Below are 22449 nucleotides of genomic sequence, written 5' to 3'. Positions count from 1 at the left end.
AGCGTCCGCATCATGACGCAGCCGGAACGCAGGGGTGTGGGCAATCGGATAGCGCCGCCGCGCTTCCTGCTGTTCCTCGTCGTACTGGCTTTGGCGACCCCGATCACACTTGACCTGTTTGCTCCGTCCGCATGGCGGCTGGCGCTGCTTGCGGCGTTCGACTGCGCGGCGCTGTGCTTCCTCATCGCGGCCGCGACGCTGCTGAGGCGGGGCGACGCCGACATGATTCGCAGTCACGCCGCGGCGAACGACGCGAACCGACTGCTGATGCTCGTCATCACCGTCGTCGTCGCGGTTGCGATCCTGGTGACCATCGCATCCTTGCTGCGCCCGCCCGAAGCACCCGGCCTTGTGGCGACGCTGCTGGTGATCGTGTCGCTGGCGGCCGCCTGGCTTTTCGCCAATACCGTCTTCGCGCTCCACTATGCGCATCTCTATTACCTGCCCGAATCGGGGGATGATCGCGGCGGGCTCGAATTTCCGGGAGACGACACCCCCGACTATTGGGATTTTTTCTATTTCAGCTTCACGCTCGGGATGACCTTCCAGACATCCGACGTCACGATCGCCGACGGGCATATGCGCCGGATCGTCCTGCTCCACAGCATGGCGGCGTTCGTCTTCAATATCGGCATATTGGCGTTCGTCATAAACACTCTGGGCGGCGTCTGAACCATTCGACGCGCAAGGGGTGGACCCCGGCGCGCCGATCGCCCAAGAAAGATGAGACACTGTCGCATTCTCCAAAGGGACCTTCCGCTTGATGTTCGCACGCCTGATTGCCCTGCCGCTGCTGCTCGCCTCCACATCCGCCTTCGCCCAGAACAGCCTGTCACAGCCCGCGCCGCTGACCGACACGATCGCAGCGCCCGTGGATGCGCCCTATCCGGGAACGATGACGCTCGACATCGACGCGACCGATGTCCAGCGCGCCATCTACCGCGTGAAGCAGACGATCCCCGTCGCAAAGCCGGGGCCGATGACGCTGCTCTTTTCCAAATGGCTGCCCGGCAAGCACGCGCCGCGCGGCGAGGTCGAAAAGCTCGCGGGCCTCAAGGTCATGGCGGGCGGCAAGCTGCTCCCCTGGCGGCGCGACAATCTGGACGTCTATGCCTTCCATATCGACGTGCCAGCAGGCGCTGCGCGGCTCGACCTCAGCTTCGACTTCGTCTCCGCGACCGATGAGGACCAGGGGCGCATCGTCATCACGCCCGCAATGATGAACCTGCAGTTCGAGCAGGTCTCGCTCTACCCTGCGGGCTATTTCACACGGCGTATCCCCGTGAAGGCGACCGTGAAATATCCCGATGGCTGGAAGGCGGCATCCGGCCTGCCCGCAACCGCGAATGGCTCGACCTACAGCTATCAGGCGACCGACTATGAAACGCTGATCGATTCGCCCGTCTTCGCCGGCAGGCATTTCCGACAGGAACAGCTCACGGATCGCGTCCGGCTCAACATCGTTGCCGACGAGGCGAAATATCTCGCCGCAAAGCCCGAGCATATCGCGGCACACCGCCGCCTCGTCGAGCAGGCGGTCAAGCTGTTCGGCGTCCAGCACTATGACAAATATGAGTTCCTGCTCGCGCTCACCGACGAAATGGGCGGAATCGGGCTCGAACATCACCGTTCGTCCGAAAACGGCGTGAACCCCGAATATTTCACCGAATGGGACAAGGGCCCCGGTCGCCGCAACCTGCTGCCGCACGAGCTGACGCATAGCTGGAACGGCAAGCATCGCCGCCCCGCGGGCAACTGGACGCCCGATTTCCGCACACCGATGAACAACGACCTGCTCTGGGTCTATGAGGGGCAGACGCAGTTCTGGGGCTATGTGCTCGGCGCGCGCTCGGGGCTGTTCTCGAAACAGGAAACGCTCGACGCGCTCGCCGCAATCGCCGCCACACTCGACAATCGCGCAGGGCTGCAATGGCGCCCGCTGGGCGACACGACGAACGATCCCGTCATCACCCCGCGCAAACCCAAGGGCTGGACGAGCTGGCAGCGTTCGGAAGACTATTACAATGGCGGCATGCTCGTCTGGCTCGAGGCGGACACGATCATCCGCAGGCTTTCGGGCGGCAGCAAGTCGATCGACGATTTCGCGCGCAGCTTCTTCGGCGGCCGCGACGGCGACTGGGGTGTCAGCACCTATGACTTCAACGCTGTCGCCGCTGCGCTGAACGGCGTCGTCGCATATGACTGGACGAGCTTCCTCACGCAGCGCGTGACCGAGAACGCGGGGGGCGCCCCGCTCAAGGGACTGACCGATGCCGGCTATCGCCTCGTCTATACCGAGGAACCGAGCAGCTTCATCACCGATGGCGAGCGCCGCGCCAAGAACAGCGACCTGAGCTTCTCATTGGGGCTCACCGTCAAGAACAGCGGCGAGGTGAGCCAGGTGATGTGGGACGGACCCGCCTTCAACGCGGGACTGCGCGTCAGCGACAAGATCGTCGCGGTCGCGGGCAATGCCTATTCCGACGACCGGATCAAGGAAGCGATCACCGCCGCCAGGAGCGGCAAGACGCCGGTTCGGCTCCTGATCCAGTCGGGTGATCGCTATCGCGATGTCGAAATCGCGTATTCGGGCGGTCTGCGCTATCCAAGGCTCGAAAAAGCGGGTAACGGCGCGGCGACTCTCGACCGTCTTCTGGAGCCTAAACCTTGAATATCGACCTTATCCCGGTCGGGGACAACCCGCCCGAGAGCATCAACGTCATCATCGAAGTGCCCGTCGGCGGCGAACCCGTGAAATACGAGTTCGACAAGAAGTCGGGCGCGCTGTTCGTCGATCGCATCCTGCACACGCCGATGCGCTATCCCGCGAACTACGGCTTCATCCCGCACACATTGTCGCCCGACGGCGACCCGCTCGACGCACTCGTCGTCGCGCGCTCGCCCTTCATCCCCGGTTCGGTGGTGAAGGTCCGTCCGATCGCGGTGCTGTATCTGGAAGACGAGGCGGGCGGCGACGAAAAGCTGCTGACCGTCCCCGTAGACAAGACCTTCCCCTATTACACCGATGTCGGCGAGAAGGACGACCTGCCCTCGATCGTGATGGCGCAGATCGAACATTTCTTCACCCACTATAAGGACCTCGAGTCCGAAAAGTGGGTCCGCGTCGGCACCTGGGGCAATGCGGACGACGCGCGCAAGGTGCTGATCGAGGCCATCGAGCGCGCCAAGGCGTAAAGCTACAGCCGTTTCAAAAATCCCGCGCTGGCGGGCCGGAAGCCTGAACGGCCCGGCTTGCCGGCGCGGGATTTTTCGTCTTGAGTCCCCGTCCATGCGAACCGTCTCCGACAGCATATCCGTCCGGCTCTATCATCTCGACGCCGAGGCAGAGGGCGGTGCCGCGACGACACTGTTCTACGGCCCCTTGTCCGAAGCGCTCGACATCGCCGCGCGGCAGCCGGCCGAGGTGCAGGACGGGCTGTTCATCGCGACCGACAATGACGTGGTCGCCTATCTCGACCTGATCGGGGGGTAGGGCATCACGCGCCTGAGCAGGTCCGCTCATCCTGAGGAGCCGTTGAGGCCGGCGAAACGGCGTCTCGAAGGACGCACCGAGCCAGTCCTTCGAGACGGGTCTTCGCCTTCGCTCAGCCCCTCCTCAGGATGAGCGGACATGTGATGCCGATTTATTGCGCGATGTACGAACGCCTTACCCCGCCTCGAGCACCACCTCGACAAAAGCCTCGCCATAGGCCTCGAGCTTGCGGAGCCCGATGCCCGAGATGCCCGCCATCTCGTCAAGATTGCGCGGGCGGACCTGCGCGATCTCGCGCAGGGTCGAATCGTGGAAGATCACATAGGGCGGCACATCCGCCTCCTGCGCGAGCTCGCGACGCTTCGTGCGCAGCGCCTCGAACAATGGATCGCCCACGGGATTGGCCTCCGCATAGCGCTTGCGCCGTTCGCGCCGCGGCGGCAGCACCAGCCGCACCGATGCGTCGCCCTTGAGCACCGAGCGCGCCTCCGGGCCAAGCTCAAGCCCGCCATGCTCGTTGGTCCTGAGCGCATCACGGACGAGGAGCGCGCGCGAGACGGGCTTGATCAGCGCCACCTCCTCGCCGTCGACGATGCCGAAGACCGAAAGCGCGTCATGTCCGCGCTGGCGCACCTTGTCGTTCGACTGGCCCGTCAGCACCGCCTCGATATGCCCGGCGCCGAAGCTCTGCCCCGTGCGATAGACCGCCGAGAGGAACTTGCGCGCGGTCTCGGTGGCGTCGATCGCATTGGGGGGCGTCAGGCAATGGTCGCAATTGCCGCAGCGTTCGGGGGGCTGCTCGCCGAAATGGCGGAGCAATATGTGGCGACGGCACCCCGCGGTCTCGACCAATGCGCCAAGTGCCGCGAGCCGCGTGCGCTCGCCGGGCTGGCGCTCGGGCTCCATCTCGTCGATGCGCTGGCGCTGGCGCACGAAATCCTCGGCGCCCCAGAAAAGGTGCGCCTGCGCGGGCTCGCCGTCGCGCCCCGCACGACCCGTCTCCTGATAATAGGCCTCGATCGATTTGGGCATCGCGGCGTGCGCGACGAAGCGGACATCGGGCTTGTCGATCCCCATGCCGAAGGCGATCGTCGCGACCATCACCATATCTTCGGAGGCCACGAAATCATGCTGGTTGCGCGCGCGTTCCTGCGCCGACAGCCCGGCATGATAGATGCGCACGGGCCGTCCGGTGCCGCCCAGCATCTCGGCGATCCGCTCGGTTCCGCTGCGCGTCGGCGCATAGACGATCCCCGGGCCCGGCTCGGCCGCCACAATCGCGGCGAGCTGCTGGCGCAGCCCCTGCCGCGGCGTCATCGCATAGCGGATATTCTCGCGGTCGAAGCCCGCGACGATCAGCCCGTCCTCGGGAATGCCGAGCTGGACGAGGATGTCAGCGCGCGTGTGCGCATCGGCGGTGGCGGTCAGCGCGAGCCGCGGCACCTCCGGAAAATCGTCGAGCATCGGCCGGAGCAGCCGGTAGTCGGGGCGGAAGTCATGTCCCCATTCGGAGACGCAATGCGCCTCGTCGATCGCGAACAGCGCGATCCTCGACTGGCGCAGCAGGCTGCGAAACCCCTCCCCCGAGGCGCGCTCGGGCGCGACATAGAGCAGGTCGAGCTCGCCGTTCCGGAATCGCGCGAGCGTCTCGGCGCGATTGTCATCGACCGAGGTCAGCGTCGCCGCGCGGATCCCCACCGCGGTCGCCGCGCGCAACTGGTCATGCATCAGCGCGATCAGCGGCGAGACGACGATGCACGTCCCCTCGAGCGCAAGCGCGGGCAACTGGTAGCACAGCGACTTGCCCGCCCCCGTCGGCATCACCGCGAGCGTCCGCGCGCCGCCGAGCACGCGATCGACCACCTGACGCTGCACGCCGCGAAACGCGGGAAAGCCGAAGGTCTGGTGAAGTATGGCTTCGGGGGAATTCATCGCGATCCCATAGCCCCTGGGCCGGGCTTGTCGAAGCCCTTTCGCTCAGGCCTCCTCCATCTCGCGCTCGGAAGCCTGCCGCGTCCACATCTCGGCGTAGAGCCCCTTCTTGCGGAGCAGTGCGCGATGCGTGCCGCGCTCGACGACGCGGCCGGCTTCGAGCACGACGATCTCGTCGGCATCGACCACGGTCGACAGCCGGTGCGCGATGACGATCGTCGTGCGCTTCGCCGCAACCGTGCTCAGGGTCGACTGGATCTCGGCCTCGGTACGGCTGTCGAGCGCGCTGGTCGCCTCGTCGAGGATCAGAATGGGCGGGTTCTTGAGCAAGGTGCGCGCGATCGCGACGCGCTGCTTTTCGCCACCCGAGAGCTTCAGGCCGCGCTCGCCGACCTTTGCGTCATAGCCGTCGGGCAGGCTTTCGATGAAATGCGCGATCGAGGCGCCCTTCGCCGCCGCCTCGATCTCGGGCTGCGTGGCGCCCTGACGGCCATAGCCGATATTGTAGCCGATCGTGTCGTTGAACAGCACGGTGTCCTGCGGGACGATGCCGATCGCGCCACGCAGCGAGGTCTGCGTGACTTTCGCGATATCCTGCCCGTCGATCAGGATACGCCCACCCGTGACATCGTAGAAACGGAAGATCAGGCGCGCGAGCGTCGACTTGCCCGCACCCGAGGGGCCGACCACCGCGAGCGTACCGCCGGGCGCGATCTCGAAGCTCACTCCTTTCAGGATCGGGCGCTCGGGATCATAGGCGAAACTGACATTGTCGAAGGCGAGGCGTCCCTCGGGAACGACCAGCACGGTCGCGCCGGGCGCATCGGTGACCTCGGCGGCGGTGTCGACCAGCGAGAACATCGCATCCATGTCGATCAGCCCCTGCCGCACGGTGCGATAGACCATGCCGAGCAGATCCAGCGGCCGGAAGAGCTGCGCGAGCAGCGTGTTGACGAGCACGACATCGCCCGTGGTGAAGCGTCCCGTGCTCCACCCCCAGACGGTATAGGCCATCGCGCCCGCCATCATCAGGTTGGTGATCAGCGACTGGCCGACATTGAGGATCGCGAGCGAACTCTCGTTCTTGACCGCAGCATTGGCATAGGCCTGCACCGCGCGGCCATAGCGCTGCGCTTCGAGCGCCTCGGCGTTGAAATATTTGACGGTCTCGTAGTTGAGCAGCGAGTCCACCGCGCGCGCGACCGCACCGGTGTCGAGGTCGTTCATCTGCTCGCGCAGCTTGGCGCGCCAGTCGGTCACCGCGCGCGTGAACCAGATATAGGCGACCACCATCAGCAAGGTCGCCGCGACGAGCCCGAAGCCGAACTTGACCTGAAAGATCACCGCGACCGCCGCCAGTTCGATCACCGTCGGCGCGATGTTGAAGAGCAGGAAATAGAGCATCACGTCGATGCTCTTGGTCCCGCGCTCGACGACCTTGGTCACCGCCCCGGTGCGGCGTTCGAGATGGAAGCGCAGCGACAGGCCGTGGAGATGCTCGAAGACGTTGGTCGACAGGCGCCGCGTCGCATCCTGGCCGACGCGTTCGAAGATCGCGTTGCGCAGATTGTCGAACAGCACGCCGCCGAAGCGCGCGGCGGCATAGGCGACGACGAGCGCGACCGCGAGCGCGACCGCAGGCTCCATCCCCGGGGTCATCCGGTCGACCGCGGCCTTGTAGGCGAAGGGCATGGCGAGCGTCGCGCCCTTGGCGACGAGCACGAGCGCCAGCGCCACGACGACGCGTATCCTCAGCGCATTGTCATGCTGGGGCCAGAGATAGGGAAGGAAGCGTCTCAGCGGCGCGAAGCCGGTGGTGGGAAGCGTACTGTCTGCAATCGGAGGCATGGTGCCAATCTAGTGGCCCGGGCGCGAAACGCCAACGCGCTACAACCAGCCATCATGGCATGCAGGAAAAAGAAGGCGATCTCCTGAACCGGCAGCGGAAAAATGTGGGGATTGCCACCGCCGGCTCAGGTACGATCGCGGCCACTCACTGCACATCGCCCTGTGGGGATCGGGCTTGGCATTGCAGTTCGCGAAACCACGCGCATCAGCATCGCGACCCACCCGCTGGGATGCAGACGTGACCAGAAACGTCTGCGACCGCTGACGCGCGGGAGTTCGATACCGGACCGAAGAAAATACGCCCTTCGACCGACCACGGTTTTTTCACATGGCGCCATGTGCCGGGAGTTTCAGACCGTCTCAAAGCGTTACGCGGGCGCAAAAGCGCGTGCAGGGGGCGGCCGATTGGGGCAACGAGCACCTTCGCCACCACGCGTTACATGCCAGCAGACGCACTGCGCGGCGGTCTTGCGATGATCATTGCCACCCCCGACATTTCGCCAAAAATCAGCGCCATTCCAGTATAATATGTCATATATCGAACGATGGAGGTGCGGGACGGTTTCCGACAACGATGTCGGAGGCGCGGGACATTGTTTAATATGGTTGCGATTCCGTTCGGCACGTCCTGTAACGCGTGATAAGGATCCCCATGTAACGTGGCATTGGGGAAGTCAGGTAACCGTTACATGAAGGAATGATCGGAGTTTTGTGGCTGCAGCGGGCCTTGGGGAACAGCCATGACGCTTGATGTCAAAGCATCAAGCGAGGGCATTGGCCATGGGCGCGTGCTTGCGGAGCTTGAGGCGATCTTCCAGTCCGCCGAGTTCGAACGGTCCCCCGTCATGCGCCGGCTGCTTGCCTTTCTTGTGCGCACGACATTAGCGGGCGGAGGCGACGAGCTGAAGGCCTATGCGGTCGCGGTTGACGGTCTGGGTCGCGATCCCGATTTCGATTCCCAGTCCGACAGCTATCCGCGTGTTCAGGTCGGGCGCCTGCGCAAGATGCTGGACAGCTATTATGCGCAGGCGCAATCGCGCGATGGCGTGAGGCTTCACATCAGGACGGGCGGCTATCGCGTACACTTCACGCAGGCGGATGGCGATAACGCTGCGAAGTCGCCATCGCACGCGACGGACGGCGCCGCGTCTCTGACTGCAATCGCGGCGCCGGCGGACGCATCGGCCGCCGCTGTCTCGTGGCGCTCCGGCCTGACACGGGTGCGGATGCTGTGGGGCATCGTGATACTGGCGTTGCTGGCGTTCGCCATCGCGCTGACGTGGTGGCTGGGCACGGACGCACCCAAAAGCACGCGGCCCGCCCCAGTTCTCGAAATCCGGCGAATATCCTCGGTCGGCAGCCCTGATGCCGCAGCGCTCGCACGGCGTGTCGAGGCATTGCTCAGCGTGGCCTTGCACCGATCATGGATCGTGCGCGTAACGACGCCGGAAACGAACGGTGTCGGCAAGTCGTCGCTGCCGCCCACCTATCGTCTGACCGGCCAGGTCAATGCCGGGCCGGGGTATAACGGCCGACGCTTGTTCCTCACGCTCTGGGATCTCGATCAGGGCGCGCAGCTCTGGTCGGAAACGGTGCAGCTTCCCGACGACGATAGCGGGCTTGGCGATTTGATGAGCCCCGTCGTCTCCACGCTGATCCGTCCATTCGGCGTGATCGCGACCGACCAGCGCGCCAAACGCCCCAGCGGCGAGCGATCAACCTATGCGTGTCTGCTCGACTATGATCGCTATTTCCGCGATCGCGACCCCGCGCTGCAGGAGCGCATCCGCAGCTGCGTTTCGGAAGCGCTCCAACGCGAGCCGCTGAATGCGTCAGCGCTCGCCGCGGCGTCGTTCCTGGAATTTGACTTTGCAATCGGCGGCGGCACGCCGGAGGCGCATCGGCGCGGTGCGGACCTTGCCCGGCGCGCGGTGGCGGCGGATCCCTATAATGCGGACGCGCAGGTCGCAGATGCGCGCGCGGCCTTCATTGCGGGTCAATGCGGCCGCGGGAAGGATATCGCCAATCGCGCAATCGCACTCAATCAATACGACCCTGACAATCTTGGCCTGCTCGGTTTCCTGCTGTTCCAGTGCGACGACCCTGAAGCGGAAACGCTGCTCGAGCGCGCGCGCGCGCTCGATAACGAATTGCCGCCCTTCTACACCGTCGCTCAGCTTCTGGCGCTCATAGAGAAGGGGCGTACCGACGAGGCGCTGCATATTGCCGAGACGATCCGTGCGCCGGGCGAGGGCATGTCGGGACAATATGAACTGGTAAGCGTGATCGCGGCGGCCGCGCGTGGCGACCCCGCCGCCGCGCGGCAGCATTGGCAAAGGATCGTTGCGGTCCGCAAGGTAAAGTCGGAGGATCCCGACGCGATATTGAGCCAGTATTTCTATTCGCCCAGGTTCCGCGCCAAGGTGCTCCGTTACTTCGAACAGCAAGGCGTCACCCAGCCAGCCGGGCCTCAGGCGCACTGACTCGGAATGCCGGCCCGTATGGACGACGTGATCCGCCGCGTCGGATCAGGCCGCGCCGCCCATGCTCATCCGCCAAACCGCGAGGACCAGGCCCGTCCCGATCGCCGCAAAGAAATAGGCGATCATCGTGCCCTGCGTGGCGATGCCGATTTGCGCTCCGATCCAGGTCGTCACCACCGCAGCGACCGCACCGACGAGCATCGTCAAAAGGATGCCTCCGCGCACCTTTCCCGGCATCGCGGCATAGGCGCCCGCTCCTATCAACAGTCCAATCAAAGCGATGACGGCCCACTCCATGCCTGCCTCCTATATCGGGTCGCTTACGGTCCGCCCTTTGCGCCGCGACGAGAAAAACCGACTAACGCAACCTTTCCAGAAAACAGGGCCTGTCCCATGGCATTGATGAGGCAGGCGACCCACCTGGCGTCAAACTCGATTGAGCATATCGAACCAGAGATGCGCCCACCATCGGGCAAAACCCTGAGTTGGATGCGCATAATCATGCTCGCCATGCAGCCGGCGTCAGTCGACCTCGAACAGCCCCGCCGCACCCATGCCGCCCGCCACGCACATCGAGACCACGACATATCTGACGCCGCGGCGCTTGCCCTCGATCAGCGCATGGCCGACCAGCCGCGAGCCGGTCATGCCGAAGGGATGGCCGATGGCAATGCCGCCGCCGTTGACGTTGAGCCTGTCGGGGTCGATGCCGAGCCTGTCGCGGCAATAGACCGCCTGGCTCGCAAAGGCCTCGTTGATCTCCCACAGTCCGATATCGTCGATCCTGAGGCCGGCGCGCGCGAGCAGCTTGGGGATGGCGAAGACGGGGCCGATACCCATTTCCTCGGCCTTGCACCCCGCGACCTGAAAGCCGCGATACACGCCGAGGATCGGCAGGCCTTCCTTCTCTGCAGTCGCGCGGTCCATCACGACCTGCGCCGAAGCGCCGTCCGAAAGCTGGCTGGCATTGCCCGCAGTGATATGGCGCCCCTCCTTGATGACGAGCCCGTCCCTGAACACCGGCTTCAGGCCGGCAAGCGCCTCGATCGTCGTGTTGCCGCGCACGCCTTCATCGTGCGCCAGCGTCACCTCTTCCCTGCCCGCCTCGTTGCCTTCCTTGTCGAACAGCGCCTTGTGAACCGTGATCGGCACGATCTCGTCTGCAAATTTGCCCGCGGCCTGCGCGGCGCCCGCGCGCTGCTGGCTGGTCACGGCAAACGCGTCCTGTGCCTCGCGACTGACATTATAGCGATCCGCCACCAGCTCGGCGGTCTCGATCATCGCCATATAGGCGTGAGGCTCGGCCGCCTTCACGAATTCGGATCGGTTACGGAACGACGGCGCGTGCTTGTTGACGGTCAGCGAGATGCTCTCGGCCCCGCCCGTCACGGCGATATCGATCTCGTCGGCGATGATTCCGCGCGCCGCGAGCGCGAGCGCATTGAGCCCCGACGAACATTTGCGATCGAAGGTGATGCCCCCGACCGTGTCGGGAAGCACCGAACCCTGCACGGTCAGGCGCGCGAGATTGTAGCTCTGCGTGTTCCACTGGTTGCCAACGCCCAGATAGACGTCGTCCACGCGCATCGGATCGATCCCCGCACGTTCGATGGCGGCGTTGACGACATGCGCCGTCAGCACCGGCGCCTCGGTATCGTTGAAAGCCCCACGATACGCCTTGCCGACTGCCGTGCGTGCGGTGGAGATGATCGCAGCTTCACGCATGCTCATTGTCCGTCCAATCCTTGAATGTTGGCGGGCCCGGAAAGGCACCCGTTCAGGCGTTCTCCCCTTTTTCGTTGAACTTGCAGGTGTCGGCAACCTTGATCTACCGGGCGATCTTCAGACGCTCCCGCGGATCGTGAAGCTGAAGATCGGCCCGATGCCGCGCGCGCGCTCCTCGTAAAAGGCGACGGGATCTGTGCGGCGTCCGGCATGGACGGTGCGGTACAGATACTCGATCGAATTGAGCATGTTGGATACCCCCGCGCGTACCGTCAGCCCCGCCACATCCTTATGTTCGACAAAGACACCCAGATCGCCGCGCGGCGTGTCGAATTGCGATACTTGGTCGAGGCGGACGCCTGCGGTCTGGCGAAAATGCCGGAACTCGACGCCCCAGGCCCAGTCGGTATCGGGCACGTCGTGGCGGAAATTGGCGATGAGCTCATGCGCCATATCGTCGCTTATCGGCAGCTTCTCGCCGGTCAGCGGATCGCGCAGCCGGCTGCGCCTGAAGGACAGGTCGAGATCGAGCTTCGCGCCCTTCCAGCCGAGCGGATCGAAATTGATGGTGCTGTTCCAGTCGAATCCGAGCACCGTCGCACTGTCGAGATTGCCCGGCGCCTCGCCGGTATCGCCGATCGGCACCTGCGCCACCACGTCGCTGATCAGCCGCACATAGCCGCGCGCCTTGATCGAGCCGAAATCGCCCAGATTGCGGTTCAGCTCAATCTCGGCATCCCAGCTCTGTGGTGGACGAAGATCGGGATTGGCATTGTTCTGGCTGCCCCCGCTGACATTCACCGACGCCGCGAAGTCGTAGAAATTGAGCTGCCCGACGACGCGCTCCAGCCGCGCGCTGACATCGAGCCTCGGGCTTGCCTTCCACGCGAGCGCAATAAAGCCCTTGGGCCGGTAGAAGGTGCGCGAGAGTCCGCCCGCCCCGCTCTGGACAAGCTGCGAATATTCGCCGCCGATCGAACCCTGCAACGTCAGCCCCGGTGCAATGCTGCGGCCATAGCTCAGCGCCACCTCGGCGCGCTCTTCCTCGATCTGCGTCGTGGCGCCCGGCAGCGGCACCGGCTGGAATACGCCTGACGCATCGAGTTCGGAGAGCGTGGCGGTGGTATCGAGCGTGTTGATCGCGCCCTCGGCCGAAACCTGCCAGTCGGCATTGCCGCCCTGCCAGCGATACTCGCCACGCAGGATCGATTCGCTTTCATCGGTATCGCGTTCATAAAGCGTGCCCGTATCGGGCCGGCCATCAGCATAGACGACAACCGCGCTCTGCCGCTGCGGACTGCGCTCGAAACGCCGCAACCCTATCAGCTTGAAACGCCCGCCGCCGAGCGTGAAGTCATAGTCGCCCCCGACCTCGTAATTCCATTCGCGCTCGCGATCATAAAAGTCGCGCTGGCGATCGACCACGCCCGGAAAGCTGCGCAGCGACTCCTCGTGCGCGGAAAAATAATAGCGCGCATAGGCGAGGTTGAGATTGGCGATCGACCCTCCGGGCGTTTCATATTTGAAGGTCGCAGCCGCGCGCGGCGTGTCCTGATACCAGTACAGCGTTTCGTCGCGCAGGTCCGCGAGCGTACCACTGCCATCGAGCGCGAATTCGGGTCCGTTGTTGCCGAGGCGCGCGGAAACATTGCTGAGGCTGAGCGAATAGTCGAGGTGACCGCTGCGTCCCGTGACGGCGATTTCACCGTCGAGCAGACGCGCCTCGGTATGGCGCGTGCGGAACTCGGGGCTCCAGCGGAAATTGCCGCTGAGCCCGTCCACCGAGGTAATGACATTGGCCACCTGCCCGGAAAGCCCGGGCACGTTGAGCGTCGCGCCATCGACGATCTCGATCTGTACGACGTCGCTTGCGTTGATCCGCCCCAGCGCCGCCTCGGCATCGTTGGCCTTGCCCGAAATTCGCTTGCCGTCGATCAGGATATTGCCCGACGCCTGACCGAAGCCGCGGCGATCATCATCGGCCGCCTGAATCGCAAACCCTGGAATTTCCCGCACCATATCGAGCGCCGATTTGGGCGCGAAGCGCGCAAAGTCGGCAGCGGCATAGACCTGCTTGCCATCGGCTGGCGCCGCAGACGGGGGCGCGGCATCGGCAGCCGCCTCCTGCGCCGACAATGCAGCCGGCATGAACAGCGTTGCGCTGCACAGGCACGCTGTCATCACGCGGCGCCCGACTTGACGACTATACGCTCTGCCCAAACTCGACCTCCCCGATACCGGGGTCGCTCATCGGCGCTGGTCGGTCATTGCGCCCGCGTCATTCGACGGGCGCGGGAATTCTGTCGACAAACACCGCTGACCGGAAATGAACATTCGCCGCGCCGTGCGGCTTGTGCCCGTCGGCGCCGCGCGCCCGTCTACTTCAACAGGCCGATCTCGCGCAGCCGCTGGAAGAGATATTCATCGGCCGTGATCGATTGCGGGTAGCGATCGGGGCGATCCGCGCTGACGCACCCGGGAAGCGTGCGGATCTCGAAGTCGGGCCGCAGGTGCAGGAAGAAGGGCATCGAATAGCGCGGCACGCCGCGGCGTTCGACGGGCGGGTTGACCACGCGGTGCGTGGTCGAGGGTAGCACATGGTTGGTCAGCCGCTGGAGCATGTCGCCGACATTGACGACCATCGCGCCCTGGGGGGGCGCGATGGGCAGCCAGCGCCCGTCGCGGTCGAGCAGTTCAAGCCCCGCTTCTTCGGCGCCAAGCAGCAGCGTGATCAGGTTGATGTCCTCATGCGCGCCCGCGCGCACGCCGGGCGCATGGGCCGAGATCGGCGGATAGTGGAGCAGGCGCAGCACGCTGTTTCCGTTCTCGACCGGATCGACGAACCAGTCGGCGGCAAGCCCCAGATGTCGCGCAATCGCGGAGAGCAGCCGCGCGCCCACGCGATCGAATTCCGCAAAGAGCGCGGTGAAGGTCTCGCGGAACCCCTCGGGCCGATCGGGCCACAGATTGTCGGGCATCGTCGCGCGATATGGATGCCCCGCCGGCAGGTCGCGCCCGACATGCCAGAACTCCTTGAGATCATGTTCGCTGGCATCCTTGGCGATCTCGAGCCCGAACGGCGTGTAGCCGCGCGCGCCGCCCTGACCGGGGACGTGAAACTGTTTCTTGTAGTCGAGCGACTGATCGAAGAACGCCCCGGTCAGCGCCCAGGCGCGGTCGATCAGCGCCTGGTCGATCCCGTGATCGGCGATGACCGCAAAACCAAAGCGTTCGAAAGAGGCACCGAACTCGCGCGCGAAACCGTCGGGATCCTGCTCGTCCTTCAGCAGCGAAAGCGGCGGGACTGCGGACACAGGACTATCAAGCATTGCGGACGACTCTCTTGTTCGAAAGCACGTCTTTAGCGCCCGCCGATCCGCGCGAACAGGGGATGCGCGTCCACCGCGCGTCGAAATCTTCAAAGTGGCAAGATTGCCGGTGGGAGCGAAAGTCCCCGCGGTGTCGGCATGCATTGCCCGACCAGGAGCCGGCATCACCGCCGCCAAGGCGGAGCAACGTCTTCAAGATGCCGGAAAAGCGCATTCAGGGGCTGGTGGAGCTGAGGGGAATCGAACCCCTGACCTCTGCAGTGCGATTGCAGCGCTCTCCCATCTGAGCTACAGCCCCGCCCCGGCCCGCGCCTGCGCGCGGGACGCTCCCAATAGCGATACTCCCGGCGTGATGCAACGGTTTCACGCGACTCTTTTGCACGGCTTGGCCGCTCGATCAGTTTCTGGTTAAAACCGATTATGATGGAGTCGCGATTCCGCGGCCCATGCAGATCATGGAGAGAGACATGGCCCGCGCCTGGCATCTGAAATCGCGCCCTACCGGAATGCCCACGCCCGACAATTTCGAGCTGAAGGATCTCCCCGCCACGCCACTCGGCGACGGGCAGATCCGCGTGCGCAATCTCTGGCTCTCTGTCGATCCGTACATGCGCGGTCGCATGAACGACGTGAAAAGCTATGTTCCCCCCTTCCAGCTCGACCAGCCCATGCAGGGTGGCGCGGTCGGCGAAGTGATCGAGAGCAACAATCCGGGTTTCGCCGTTGGCGACAAGGTGATGCACATGGCGGGCTGGCGCGACGAGGCGGTTATCGGCGCCGAATCGATGCCGCAAAAGCTCCCCGATCTCGGGGTGCCGCTGGAGACCTGGCTCGGCAATCTCGGGCTCACGGGCGCCACCGCCTATTTCGGACTGCTCAAGGTCGCCGAGGCCAAGGCGGGTGATGTCGTCTTCGTCTCGGCGGCGGCGGGCGCGGTCGGGTCGGCGGTCGTCCAGATCGCCAGGAACAAGGGCATGACGGTGATCGGCTCGGCGGGCGGCGCGGACAAATGCGCCTGGGTAAAGGAACTGGGGGCGGACGCGTGCATCGACTACAAGGCGGGCCCCGTCCTGCCCCAGCTCGCCAAGGCGGCCCCCGATGGCATCGACGTGTATTTCGACAATGTCGGCGGCGAGCATCTCGATGCGGCCTTCGCATTGGCGCGCGAATGGGCACGCTTCGCGATCTGCGGAATGATCGACGTCTATAACGACGGCAAGCCGCAGGAGATGAAATATATCATCCGCACCATCCCCGCGCGCATCCGCATGCAGGGCTTCATCTTCACCGATTACATCCAGCACATGGGCGAGTTCCAGCAGGAGATGGGCGGCTGGGTCGCGGGCGGAAAGATGCAGTCGCGCGAGACGGTGCATGAGGGGCTGGAGGCGATGCCCGATGCGTTCTTCGGCCTGTTCTCGGGCGCCAATACCGGCAAGATGCTTGTAAGAATCTGATCTCTCGTCGGGGTGACGCCAACCGGCGTTACCCCGCGAACGTGTCGCACCGCGCGGGGTCGCCGCTGTCGAGCCCGCGCTTGAGCCATGCCATGCGCTGCTCTGCGCTGCCATGGGTGAAGCTCTCGGGGACGGGGCGCTGGCCTGCGGCCTTTTGCAGCGTGTCGTCGCCGATCGCCTGTGCGGCGCGCAGACCTTCCTCGATATCGCCGGGTTCGAGCAGGTTGACGTCGTTCGCGGCCCAGACGCCCGCATAGCAATCTGCCTGGAGTTCCATCGCCACCTGGAGCGCATTGCCCTCGGCGCGGCCGGCGCGCCCTTGCGCCTGGCGGACCCGATCGGCGGTGCCGTCGATCGTCTGAATATGGTGCCCGACCTCATGCGCGATCACATAGGCCAGCGGGAAATCGCCCGGCGCGTCGAACCTCTGCTCGAGCTCCTGGAAGAACGTCGTGTCGATATAGATCTTGCGGTCGGCGGGGCAGTAGAATGGCCCCATCGCCGATTGCGCCGCGCCGCAGCCCGACATGCCGCTCTGGTCGTAAAAGACCATGGTCGGCGCGGGATAGCGCTGGCCGTGCTTCGCGAAAATTTCGGTCCAGCGTTTTTCGGTGGAGCCTAGCACCTTGGCGGAGACGCTCTGGATCGGCGTGAGATTGCCGGCCGTGCCGGGCGCGACCGGTGCATTCTGTTCGGTCGGCGCAAGCCCGCCCGTGCCCTCGATCAACTGCGTCGGATCGATCTTGAAAACGAACACCGCGATGAGCAGAATGACGATAGTCCCGCAGCCGATCTTGCCGCCGCCCAGGCGCAGTCCCCCGCCGGGCATCCCGAAGCCGCCGGAGCGGCCCTGGATTTCGATATTTTTGCTTTCTTCTTCGTCGTCGAGCCGCATCGCGTCGCTCCCGCCAATTGCACGCAAGTGATGGCGCAAATCGCGAAGCGCGGCAATCGAACGATTTATCTCCGACACGCATTCTGATACTGCACTGCACAATCATGGCGCGTTCCGATCCCACCCCCCGCCAGGCCAAGAACGCCGCCTTGCCGCTTCCGGGCGAGGTGGCGCTCGTGCTGCAGGGCGGCGGTGCGCTGGGCAGCTATCAGGCGGGCGTTTACGAATCGCTCGCCGAGACGGGGATCGAGATCGACTGGGTCGCGGGGATCTCGATCGGCGCCGTGAACGCGGCGCTGATCGCGGGCAATGCTCCCGAGCGCCGCGTCGAGCGGTTGCGCGCCTTCTGGAACACGGTCACCGCGACCTTGCCCAGCTTTCCCTTCTGGCAGAATGATCAGGTGCGCGAGTTCGTCCATGAATGGTCGGCGGGCTTCGTCGCGACCTTCGGAGTGCCGGGCTTCTTTGCGCCGCGTCCGATCCCGCCCATGCTCGCGATGCCGGGCACCTGTGAGGCGACGAGCTTTTACGACAGCGCGATGCTGCAAAAGACACTCGACGAGCTTGTCGACTGGGATCTGCTCAACGACGGGCCGACGCGCTTTTCGGTGGGCGCGGTCGAGGTCGAGAGCGGCAATTTCCATTATTTCGACAACCGGTCGGAACGCATCGACGCGCGCCACGTCATGGCCTCGGGCGCGTTGCCACCGGGGCTGCCCCCGGTCGAGATCGATGGCAAATGGTGGTGGGACGGAGGGCTCGTATCGAACACCCCGCTCGCGCATGTGCTCGACCATCAGGATGCGGACATGCTCGTCTTCCAGGTCGATCTCTTCTCCTCGGTCGATGAGCGCCCGCGCACGATCATGGACGTGATGGCACGCGAGAAGGAGATCCGCTTTTCCAGCCGCACGCGCCAGATCTCCGACCAGCTCATGAAGCTGCGCAAGGAGCGCGAAGTGATCCGCACTGTGCTCGAAAAGCTCTCGGGCGACCTGCTCGACGATCCCGACGTGCAAAAGCTCGCCGAACTGTCGCGCGAGCATGCGGTCAACCTCGTGCATCTCATCTACCGCGCCAACGCGTGGGAGGGTGGCGCGCGCGACTATGAATTCTCGGCGCGGACGATGGACGAACACTGGGCCGCGGGCCGGGCGGCGGTCTGCGGCGCAATCTCCAGGGCGGGGCTGCTCGCCACCAACATTCTCGACGGCAAGACCGCCGCTTTCGATCTCACACCCCGCTGAAGAAAGGCGTAACTGATGTTCCTCAAGGGCAAGACCGCGATCGTCACCGGCTCAACCTCGGGTATCGGGCTTGCCTATGCCAGGGCGCTCGCGGCCGAGGGCGCTGCTGTGATGATCAACGGCTTTGGCGATGCCGCCGAAATCGAGAAGGAACGCGCGGCGCTGGAGGGTATCAGCGGCGCCAGGGCGCTCTATTCGCCCGCCGACATGACTGATGGCGACGCGATCGCGGCAATGGTGCAGCAGTGCCATGACGAACTCGGCGGGCCCGATATCGTCATCAACAATGCGGGCATCCAGCATGTCGCGGCGATCGAGGATTTCCCGGTCGAGAAATGGAATGCGATCATCGCGATCAACCTCTCCTCGGCCTTCCACATCATGCACCATGCCGTGCCGCACATGAAGGCGAAGCGCTGGGGCCGGATCATCTCCACTGCGTCGGCGCATTCCTTCGTCGCCAGCCCCAACAAGTCGGCCTATGTCGCGGCCAAGCACGGCCTTGCCGGTCTCACCAAGACCGTCGCGCTCGAGGTCGCGACGCATGGCATCACCGTGAACGCGATCAGCCCCGGCTATGTCTGGACGCCGCTCGTCGAGAAGCAGATCCCCGACACGATGAAGACACGCGGCCTCACGCGCGAACAGGTCATCAACGACGTGCTGCTGGACGCGCAGCCGACCAAGCAGTTCGTGACGGTGGAGCAGGTCGCGGCGCTGGCGGTCTTTCTGTGCCGCGATGAAGCCGCAGGGATCACGGGCGCCAACCTCCCCGTCGATGGCGGCTGGACCGCGCAATAGCGCTTTCCAGTGATGGCGGCTGGACCGCGCAATAGCGCTTTCCAGTGATGGCGGCTGGACCGCGCAATAGCGCTTTCCAAGCAGCGCCGTCCTGCTATCGTCGCGACCCACACAAACAGAATGGTCGCGCATGGGCTGGGGACTGAGGGCATTTCTTTTCGCGCTTCCGCTTGCCGGCTGCGCATCGGGTGACGCATCGCCCAATCCGATCACGCTCTCCGCGCCCGCAACGGCCAACTGGCGCGTCGTCGCAACGCCCGAGGACCGCCGTCGCATCAATCAGTGGCGGACCGCCTTTACCGAGGCGCTCGGCCAGGCGCGCGCTGCCGGGCATTCGGCCGAGATCGCAGCCGAGGGCGCGCTTCTCAATCCCGATTCGGCGCTGCCGGGCGCGCGGTTGCCCAAGGGTGACTATCGCTGCCGCGTCATCAAGCTGGGCGCTGCGCGCGAGGGCATGGGTGCATTCACGCGCTACCCCGCCTTTGCCTGCCGCGTCGAGGATGAAGGTGAGGTTGCGAGCTTTGCCAAGATGAGCGGATCGCAGCGCCCTGTCGGGCTGATTTTCGACAATGACGCGCAGCGCCAGATCTTCCTCGGCACGCTGATGCTCGGCGATGAACGCCGCGCGATCGATTATGGCCGCGACGCCGATCGCGACATGGCGGGCGCGGTCGAGCGCATCGGCCCCGCACGCTGGCGTCTGATTCTGCCCTATCCCCGCTTCGAATCGGTGATGGACGTGATCGAGCTCGTTCCCGTTCCCGCCGCCTGAAAACCTCTCAAGGAGAAATGTTGATGCGTCGTCTGCTCGCCCTTGCGCCCCTGCTTTTCGCCACGCCCGCCGTCGCCGAGCCAGTGCGCGACGCAGTCGCGAGCGACATGACATCGCTGATGACGATCTACCGCGATCTCCACGCCAATCCCGAACTGAGCTTCGAGGAGGTGAAGTCGGCCGCCCGGCTCGCCACCGAGTTCAGGAAGCTCGGGTTCGTGGTCACCGAGAAGGTCGGGAGGACCGGCGTCGTCGCGGTGATGAAGAATGGTCCTGGTCCAGTGCTCGCGCTGCGCGCCGACATGGACGGGCTTCCGGTCCCCGAACAGACCGGCCTGCCCTTCGCCAGCAAGGCGACGGGCAAGACGCGCGAGGGGCTCGTGACGCCGATCATGCACGCCTGCGGCCACGATACCCACATGACCGCGCTCATCGGCACTGCGCGTCGGATGGCCGCGATGAAGGAGACGTGGTCGGGCACGCTCGTGCTCTACGCCCAGCCCGCCGAGGAGATCGGCTCGGGCGCGGCCGCGATGCTCGCCGACGGGCTCTATACGCGTTTCCCCAGACCGCAGACGGTGATCGGCTTCCACGACGCCGCGAGTATGCCCGCGGGCGTGATCGGCATCCGCTCGGGCTATGCGCTCGCCAATGTCGATTCGGTCGATATCGTCGTGAAGGGCGTAGGTGGCCACGGCGCCTATCCCAATACGACCAAGGACCCGATCGTGCTCGCCTCGCGCATCGTGACCGCGCTGCAGACGCTCGTCTCACGCGAACTCGATCCGCAGGATTCGGCGGTGGTGACCGTGGGCAGCTTCCAGGCCGGGGCCAAGCACAACATCATCCCCGACGAGGCGCGCTTGCTGCTCACCGTGCGCAGCTATTCGCCCGCAACGCGCCAGATGCTGCTCGACGGCATCGCACGTATCGCGAAGGGCGAGGCGATCGCCTCGGGCATGCCCGAGGACCGGATGCCCGTGGTGACCGTGAAGGACGAGTTTACTCCATCCACCTTCAACACCGAACCGCTCTCGGGCCAGATGAAGACGCTCTTCACCGAGCGTTTCGGCAAGGATCGCGTGATCGACACGCCCGCGGTGATGGGTGGCGAGGATTTCAGCCGCTACTATCTTGCCGACAAGAACATCCAGAGCCTGATCTTCTGGGTTGGGGGCGTATCGAAGGCACAATGGGACAAGGCGGGTGGCGACGCCGGCAAGCTGCCCTCGCTCCACTCACCCTTCTGGGCGCCCGAGGCCGAGGCGGTGATCGCGACCGCCACCGAGGCGATGACCGCCGCCGCACTCGAAACGCTCAAAAAATAGTCGGGCGCGGCCGGGCGTCCAGCGATGCTCGGCGCATGGCGACCGCGTCCACGATGATCGCTTCCCATGCCGCGACCACATCGTCGGCAGCGAATTTGTCGACCGACCGGCGTGCCGCGGCACCAAGGCGCGCGCGCAGCGCTGCATCGTGCATCAAGGCACTTATCCTCCCGGCGAGCGCGGCCACGTCCCCGGGCGCGACCAGCATCCCGTTGACGCCGTGGTCGATCATTTCGCGCGGCCCCCAGGGACAGTCGAACGCGATCGCAGGCATGCCAGCGCCGAGCGCCTCGAGCAGCACATTGCCCCACCCCTCGTAGCGCGAGGACATCACGAACAGATCGCCCTGCGCCGCCCAGCCCCCCGGACGCGCCGACAAGCCCGGCATGCGGACGCGCGCGGCGATGCCGAGCCGCAGCGCCGCGTTCTCCAGCACGGTGCGCTCGGGTCCCTCGCCCCAGATCACCAGTTCCCAGTCAGGATGCTCGCCCGCGATCCGCGCAAAGGCTTCGAGCAGCAGGTCGAAGCCCTTTTGAGGCACCAGTCGCCCTGCCGCCACGAGCCCCTTGGTTGCACCGCCGGCTACAGGCGCTTGCGCGGCGGTCACGGCGGGATTGGGGATTACCCAGTGTCGCGGCCGCAGAGCGGGCGGGAAGCAATCCATCGCACCCTGCGTCATCGTCACCAGTCCATATGCGCGGCGGTAAAGGCGCGATCGCAGCCAGCTCCACACCGGACCGAAATGCTGGAGCCGGGGGTTGTTGCGCTCGGAGACGATCACGGGCAACCCGGTGCCGATGGCGGCCAGCAGCGTCAGCACATTGGTGCGTGTCAGGAAACTGATGACGATGCCGGGCGCCGCTGTTGAAAGGGCACGGCGCAAGCGCCGCACGCGCCCCGCCGCGACAAAGGCTGCGATCGCGCGCATCTGGCGTCTGCGCGGCACTCCGAGCCGCAAAAGCGTCACCGCCTGCGCATAATCATAATAGGAAGCTTCGTCGGGATCGTCGAAAGTAACGACACTGACCCGCCAGCCGCGGGCAGCGAGCGCGTTCGCCACGATGTTGACGACGCGCTCCGCTCCGCCAGCGCCAAGCGCAGGCAGGACGAACATTACGCTGGTGCCGCGTGATGGGATG

The 22449-nt window shown here is 65.1% G+C and carries 18 protein-coding genes and 1 tRNA gene; 10 read left to right on the top strand and 9 right to left on the bottom strand.

Going from position 1 to position 22449, the window contains the following annotated elements:
* Positions 1-12: 12 nt before the first annotated feature.
* From MKI88_RS13085 to MKI88_RS13070, 4 genes are all read left to right on the top strand, one after another.
* The gene (locus MKI88_RS13085) at positions 13-672 is read left to right on the top strand and encodes a DUF1345 domain-containing protein (protein ID WP_241631829.1); all 660 of its coding nucleotides are present in this window, start codon (positions 13-15) and stop codon (positions 670-672) included.
* A 91-nt stretch (positions 673-763) separates the two neighbouring features.
* Entirely contained in the window at positions 764-2671 is a 1908-nt protein-coding gene (locus MKI88_RS13080; RefSeq protein WP_241631841.1) for a M61 family metallopeptidase, read from the top strand.
* Positions 2668-3195, top strand: a complete 528-nt coding sequence (gene ppa / locus MKI88_RS13075) for an inorganic diphosphatase (RefSeq protein WP_241631828.1) — start codon at positions 2668-2670, stop codon at positions 3193-3195. Before MKI88_RS13080 ends, ppa begins: the two co-directional genes overlap by 4 nt.
* A 94-nt stretch (positions 3196-3289) precedes the next feature.
* Positions 3290-3493 (top strand): hypothetical protein, encoded by a 204-nt coding sequence (locus tag MKI88_RS13070; RefSeq protein ID WP_241631827.1) that lies wholly within the window; start codon positions 3290-3292, stop codon positions 3491-3493.
* A 174-nt stretch (positions 3494-3667) separates the two neighbouring features.
* Here MKI88_RS13070 and recQ read toward each other — a convergent pair whose 3' ends face one another.
* Both recQ and MKI88_RS13060 read right to left on the bottom strand, forming a co-directional pair.
* Entirely contained in the window at positions 3668-5425 is a 1758-nt protein-coding gene (recQ, locus tag MKI88_RS13065) for a DNA helicase RecQ (RefSeq protein ID WP_241631826.1), read from the bottom strand.
* 45 nt (positions 5426-5470) lie between these two features.
* A complete protein-coding gene (locus MKI88_RS13060) occupies positions 5471-7273 on the bottom strand; it encodes an ABC transporter ATP-binding protein/permease (RefSeq protein ID WP_241631825.1) in 1803 nt (600 codons plus the stop codon).
* Positions 7274-8013: 740 nt separating this feature from the next.
* On the opposite strand from MKI88_RS13060, the gene MKI88_RS13055 reads away from it, so the two are divergent.
* The gene (locus MKI88_RS13055; protein ID WP_241631824.1) at positions 8014-9756 is read left to right on the top strand and encodes a hypothetical protein; all 1743 of its coding nucleotides are present in this window, start codon (positions 8014-8016) and stop codon (positions 9754-9756) included.
* 45 nt (positions 9757-9801) lie between these two features.
* On the opposite strand, the gene MKI88_RS13050 is transcribed toward MKI88_RS13055, so the two are convergent.
* The 5 genes from MKI88_RS13050 to MKI88_RS13030 form a co-directional block, all read right to left on the bottom strand.
* Positions 9802-10053: a GlsB/YeaQ/YmgE family stress response membrane protein gene (locus tag MKI88_RS13050; RefSeq protein WP_241631823.1), complete on the bottom strand. Its 252-nt coding sequence runs from the start codon at positions 10051-10053 to the stop codon at positions 9802-9804.
* 225 nt (positions 10054-10278) lie between these two features.
* Positions 10279-11481 carry an acetyl-CoA C-acyltransferase gene (locus MKI88_RS13045; RefSeq protein ID WP_241631840.1) on the bottom strand — a complete coding sequence of 401 codons (1203 nt, stop codon included), beginning with the start codon at positions 11479-11481 and terminating at the stop codon, positions 10279-10281.
* Between the two features lie 117 nt (positions 11482-11598).
* Positions 11599-13662 (bottom strand): TonB-dependent siderophore receptor, encoded by a 2064-nt coding sequence (locus MKI88_RS13040; RefSeq protein ID WP_241631822.1) that lies wholly within the window; start codon positions 13660-13662, stop codon positions 11599-11601.
* 197 nt (positions 13663-13859) lie between these two features.
* A complete protein-coding gene (locus tag MKI88_RS13035; RefSeq protein ID WP_241631821.1) occupies positions 13860-14810 on the bottom strand; it encodes an isopenicillin N synthase family oxygenase in 951 nt (316 codons plus the stop codon).
* 222 nt (positions 14811-15032) lie between these two features.
* Positions 15033-15108 (bottom strand) — tRNA-Ala (locus tag MKI88_RS13030).
* Between the two features lie 169 nt (positions 15109-15277).
* Here MKI88_RS13030 and MKI88_RS13025 point away from each other — a divergent pair.
* On the top strand, positions 15278-16267 hold the full coding sequence (locus tag MKI88_RS13025) for an NADP-dependent oxidoreductase (RefSeq protein WP_241631820.1): 990 nt from the start codon (positions 15278-15280) through the stop codon (positions 16265-16267).
* 28 nt (positions 16268-16295) lie between these two features.
* Here MKI88_RS13025 and MKI88_RS13020 read toward each other — a convergent pair whose 3' ends face one another.
* Positions 16296-17162: a neutral zinc metallopeptidase gene (locus MKI88_RS13020; RefSeq protein WP_241631819.1), complete on the bottom strand. Its 867-nt coding sequence runs from the start codon at positions 17160-17162 to the stop codon at positions 16296-16298.
* 104 nt (positions 17163-17266) lie between these two features.
* Here MKI88_RS13020 and MKI88_RS13015 point away from each other — a divergent pair, with 104 nt between their 5' ends.
* The 4 genes from MKI88_RS13015 to MKI88_RS13000 all read left to right on the top strand — a co-directional run bounded on the left by MKI88_RS13015 (position 17267) and on the right by MKI88_RS13000 (position 21310).
* Positions 17267-18409, top strand: coding sequence for a patatin-like phospholipase family protein (locus MKI88_RS13015; protein WP_241631818.1), 1143 nt, complete (start codon positions 17267-17269; stop codon positions 18407-18409).
* A gap of 15 nt (positions 18410-18424) precedes the next feature.
* Positions 18425-19210 carry a 3-hydroxybutyrate dehydrogenase gene (locus MKI88_RS13010; RefSeq protein WP_241631817.1) on the top strand — a complete coding sequence of 262 codons (786 nt, stop codon included), beginning with the start codon at positions 18425-18427 and terminating at the stop codon, positions 19208-19210.
* Positions 19211-19340: 130 nt separating this feature from the next.
* Positions 19341-19982 (top strand): DUF4893 domain-containing protein, encoded by a 642-nt coding sequence (locus MKI88_RS13005; protein ID WP_241631816.1) that lies wholly within the window; start codon positions 19341-19343, stop codon positions 19980-19982.
* 17 nt (positions 19983-19999) lie between these two features.
* Positions 20000-21310, top strand: coding sequence for an amidohydrolase (locus MKI88_RS13000; RefSeq protein WP_407073354.1), 1311 nt, complete (start codon positions 20000-20002; stop codon positions 21308-21310).
* Here the strand turns inward: MKI88_RS13000 and MKI88_RS12995 are convergent.
* The gene (locus tag MKI88_RS12995; RefSeq protein ID WP_241631814.1) at positions 21300-22424 is read right to left on the bottom strand and encodes a glycosyltransferase family 4 protein; all 1125 of its coding nucleotides are present in this window, start codon (positions 22422-22424) and stop codon (positions 21300-21302) included. The genes MKI88_RS13000 and MKI88_RS12995 overlap by 11 nt on opposite strands.
* Positions 22425-22449 lie beyond the last annotated feature (25 nt).

It is taken from the genome of Sphingomonas sp. LaA6.9 (assembly GCF_022601895.1).
Taxonomy (GTDB): Bacteria; Pseudomonadota; Alphaproteobacteria; order Sphingomonadales; family Sphingomonadaceae; genus Sphingobium_A.
The sequence above is the reverse complement of the archived record's forward strand: the minus strand, read 5'-3'. Positions and strand labels throughout refer to the sequence as shown.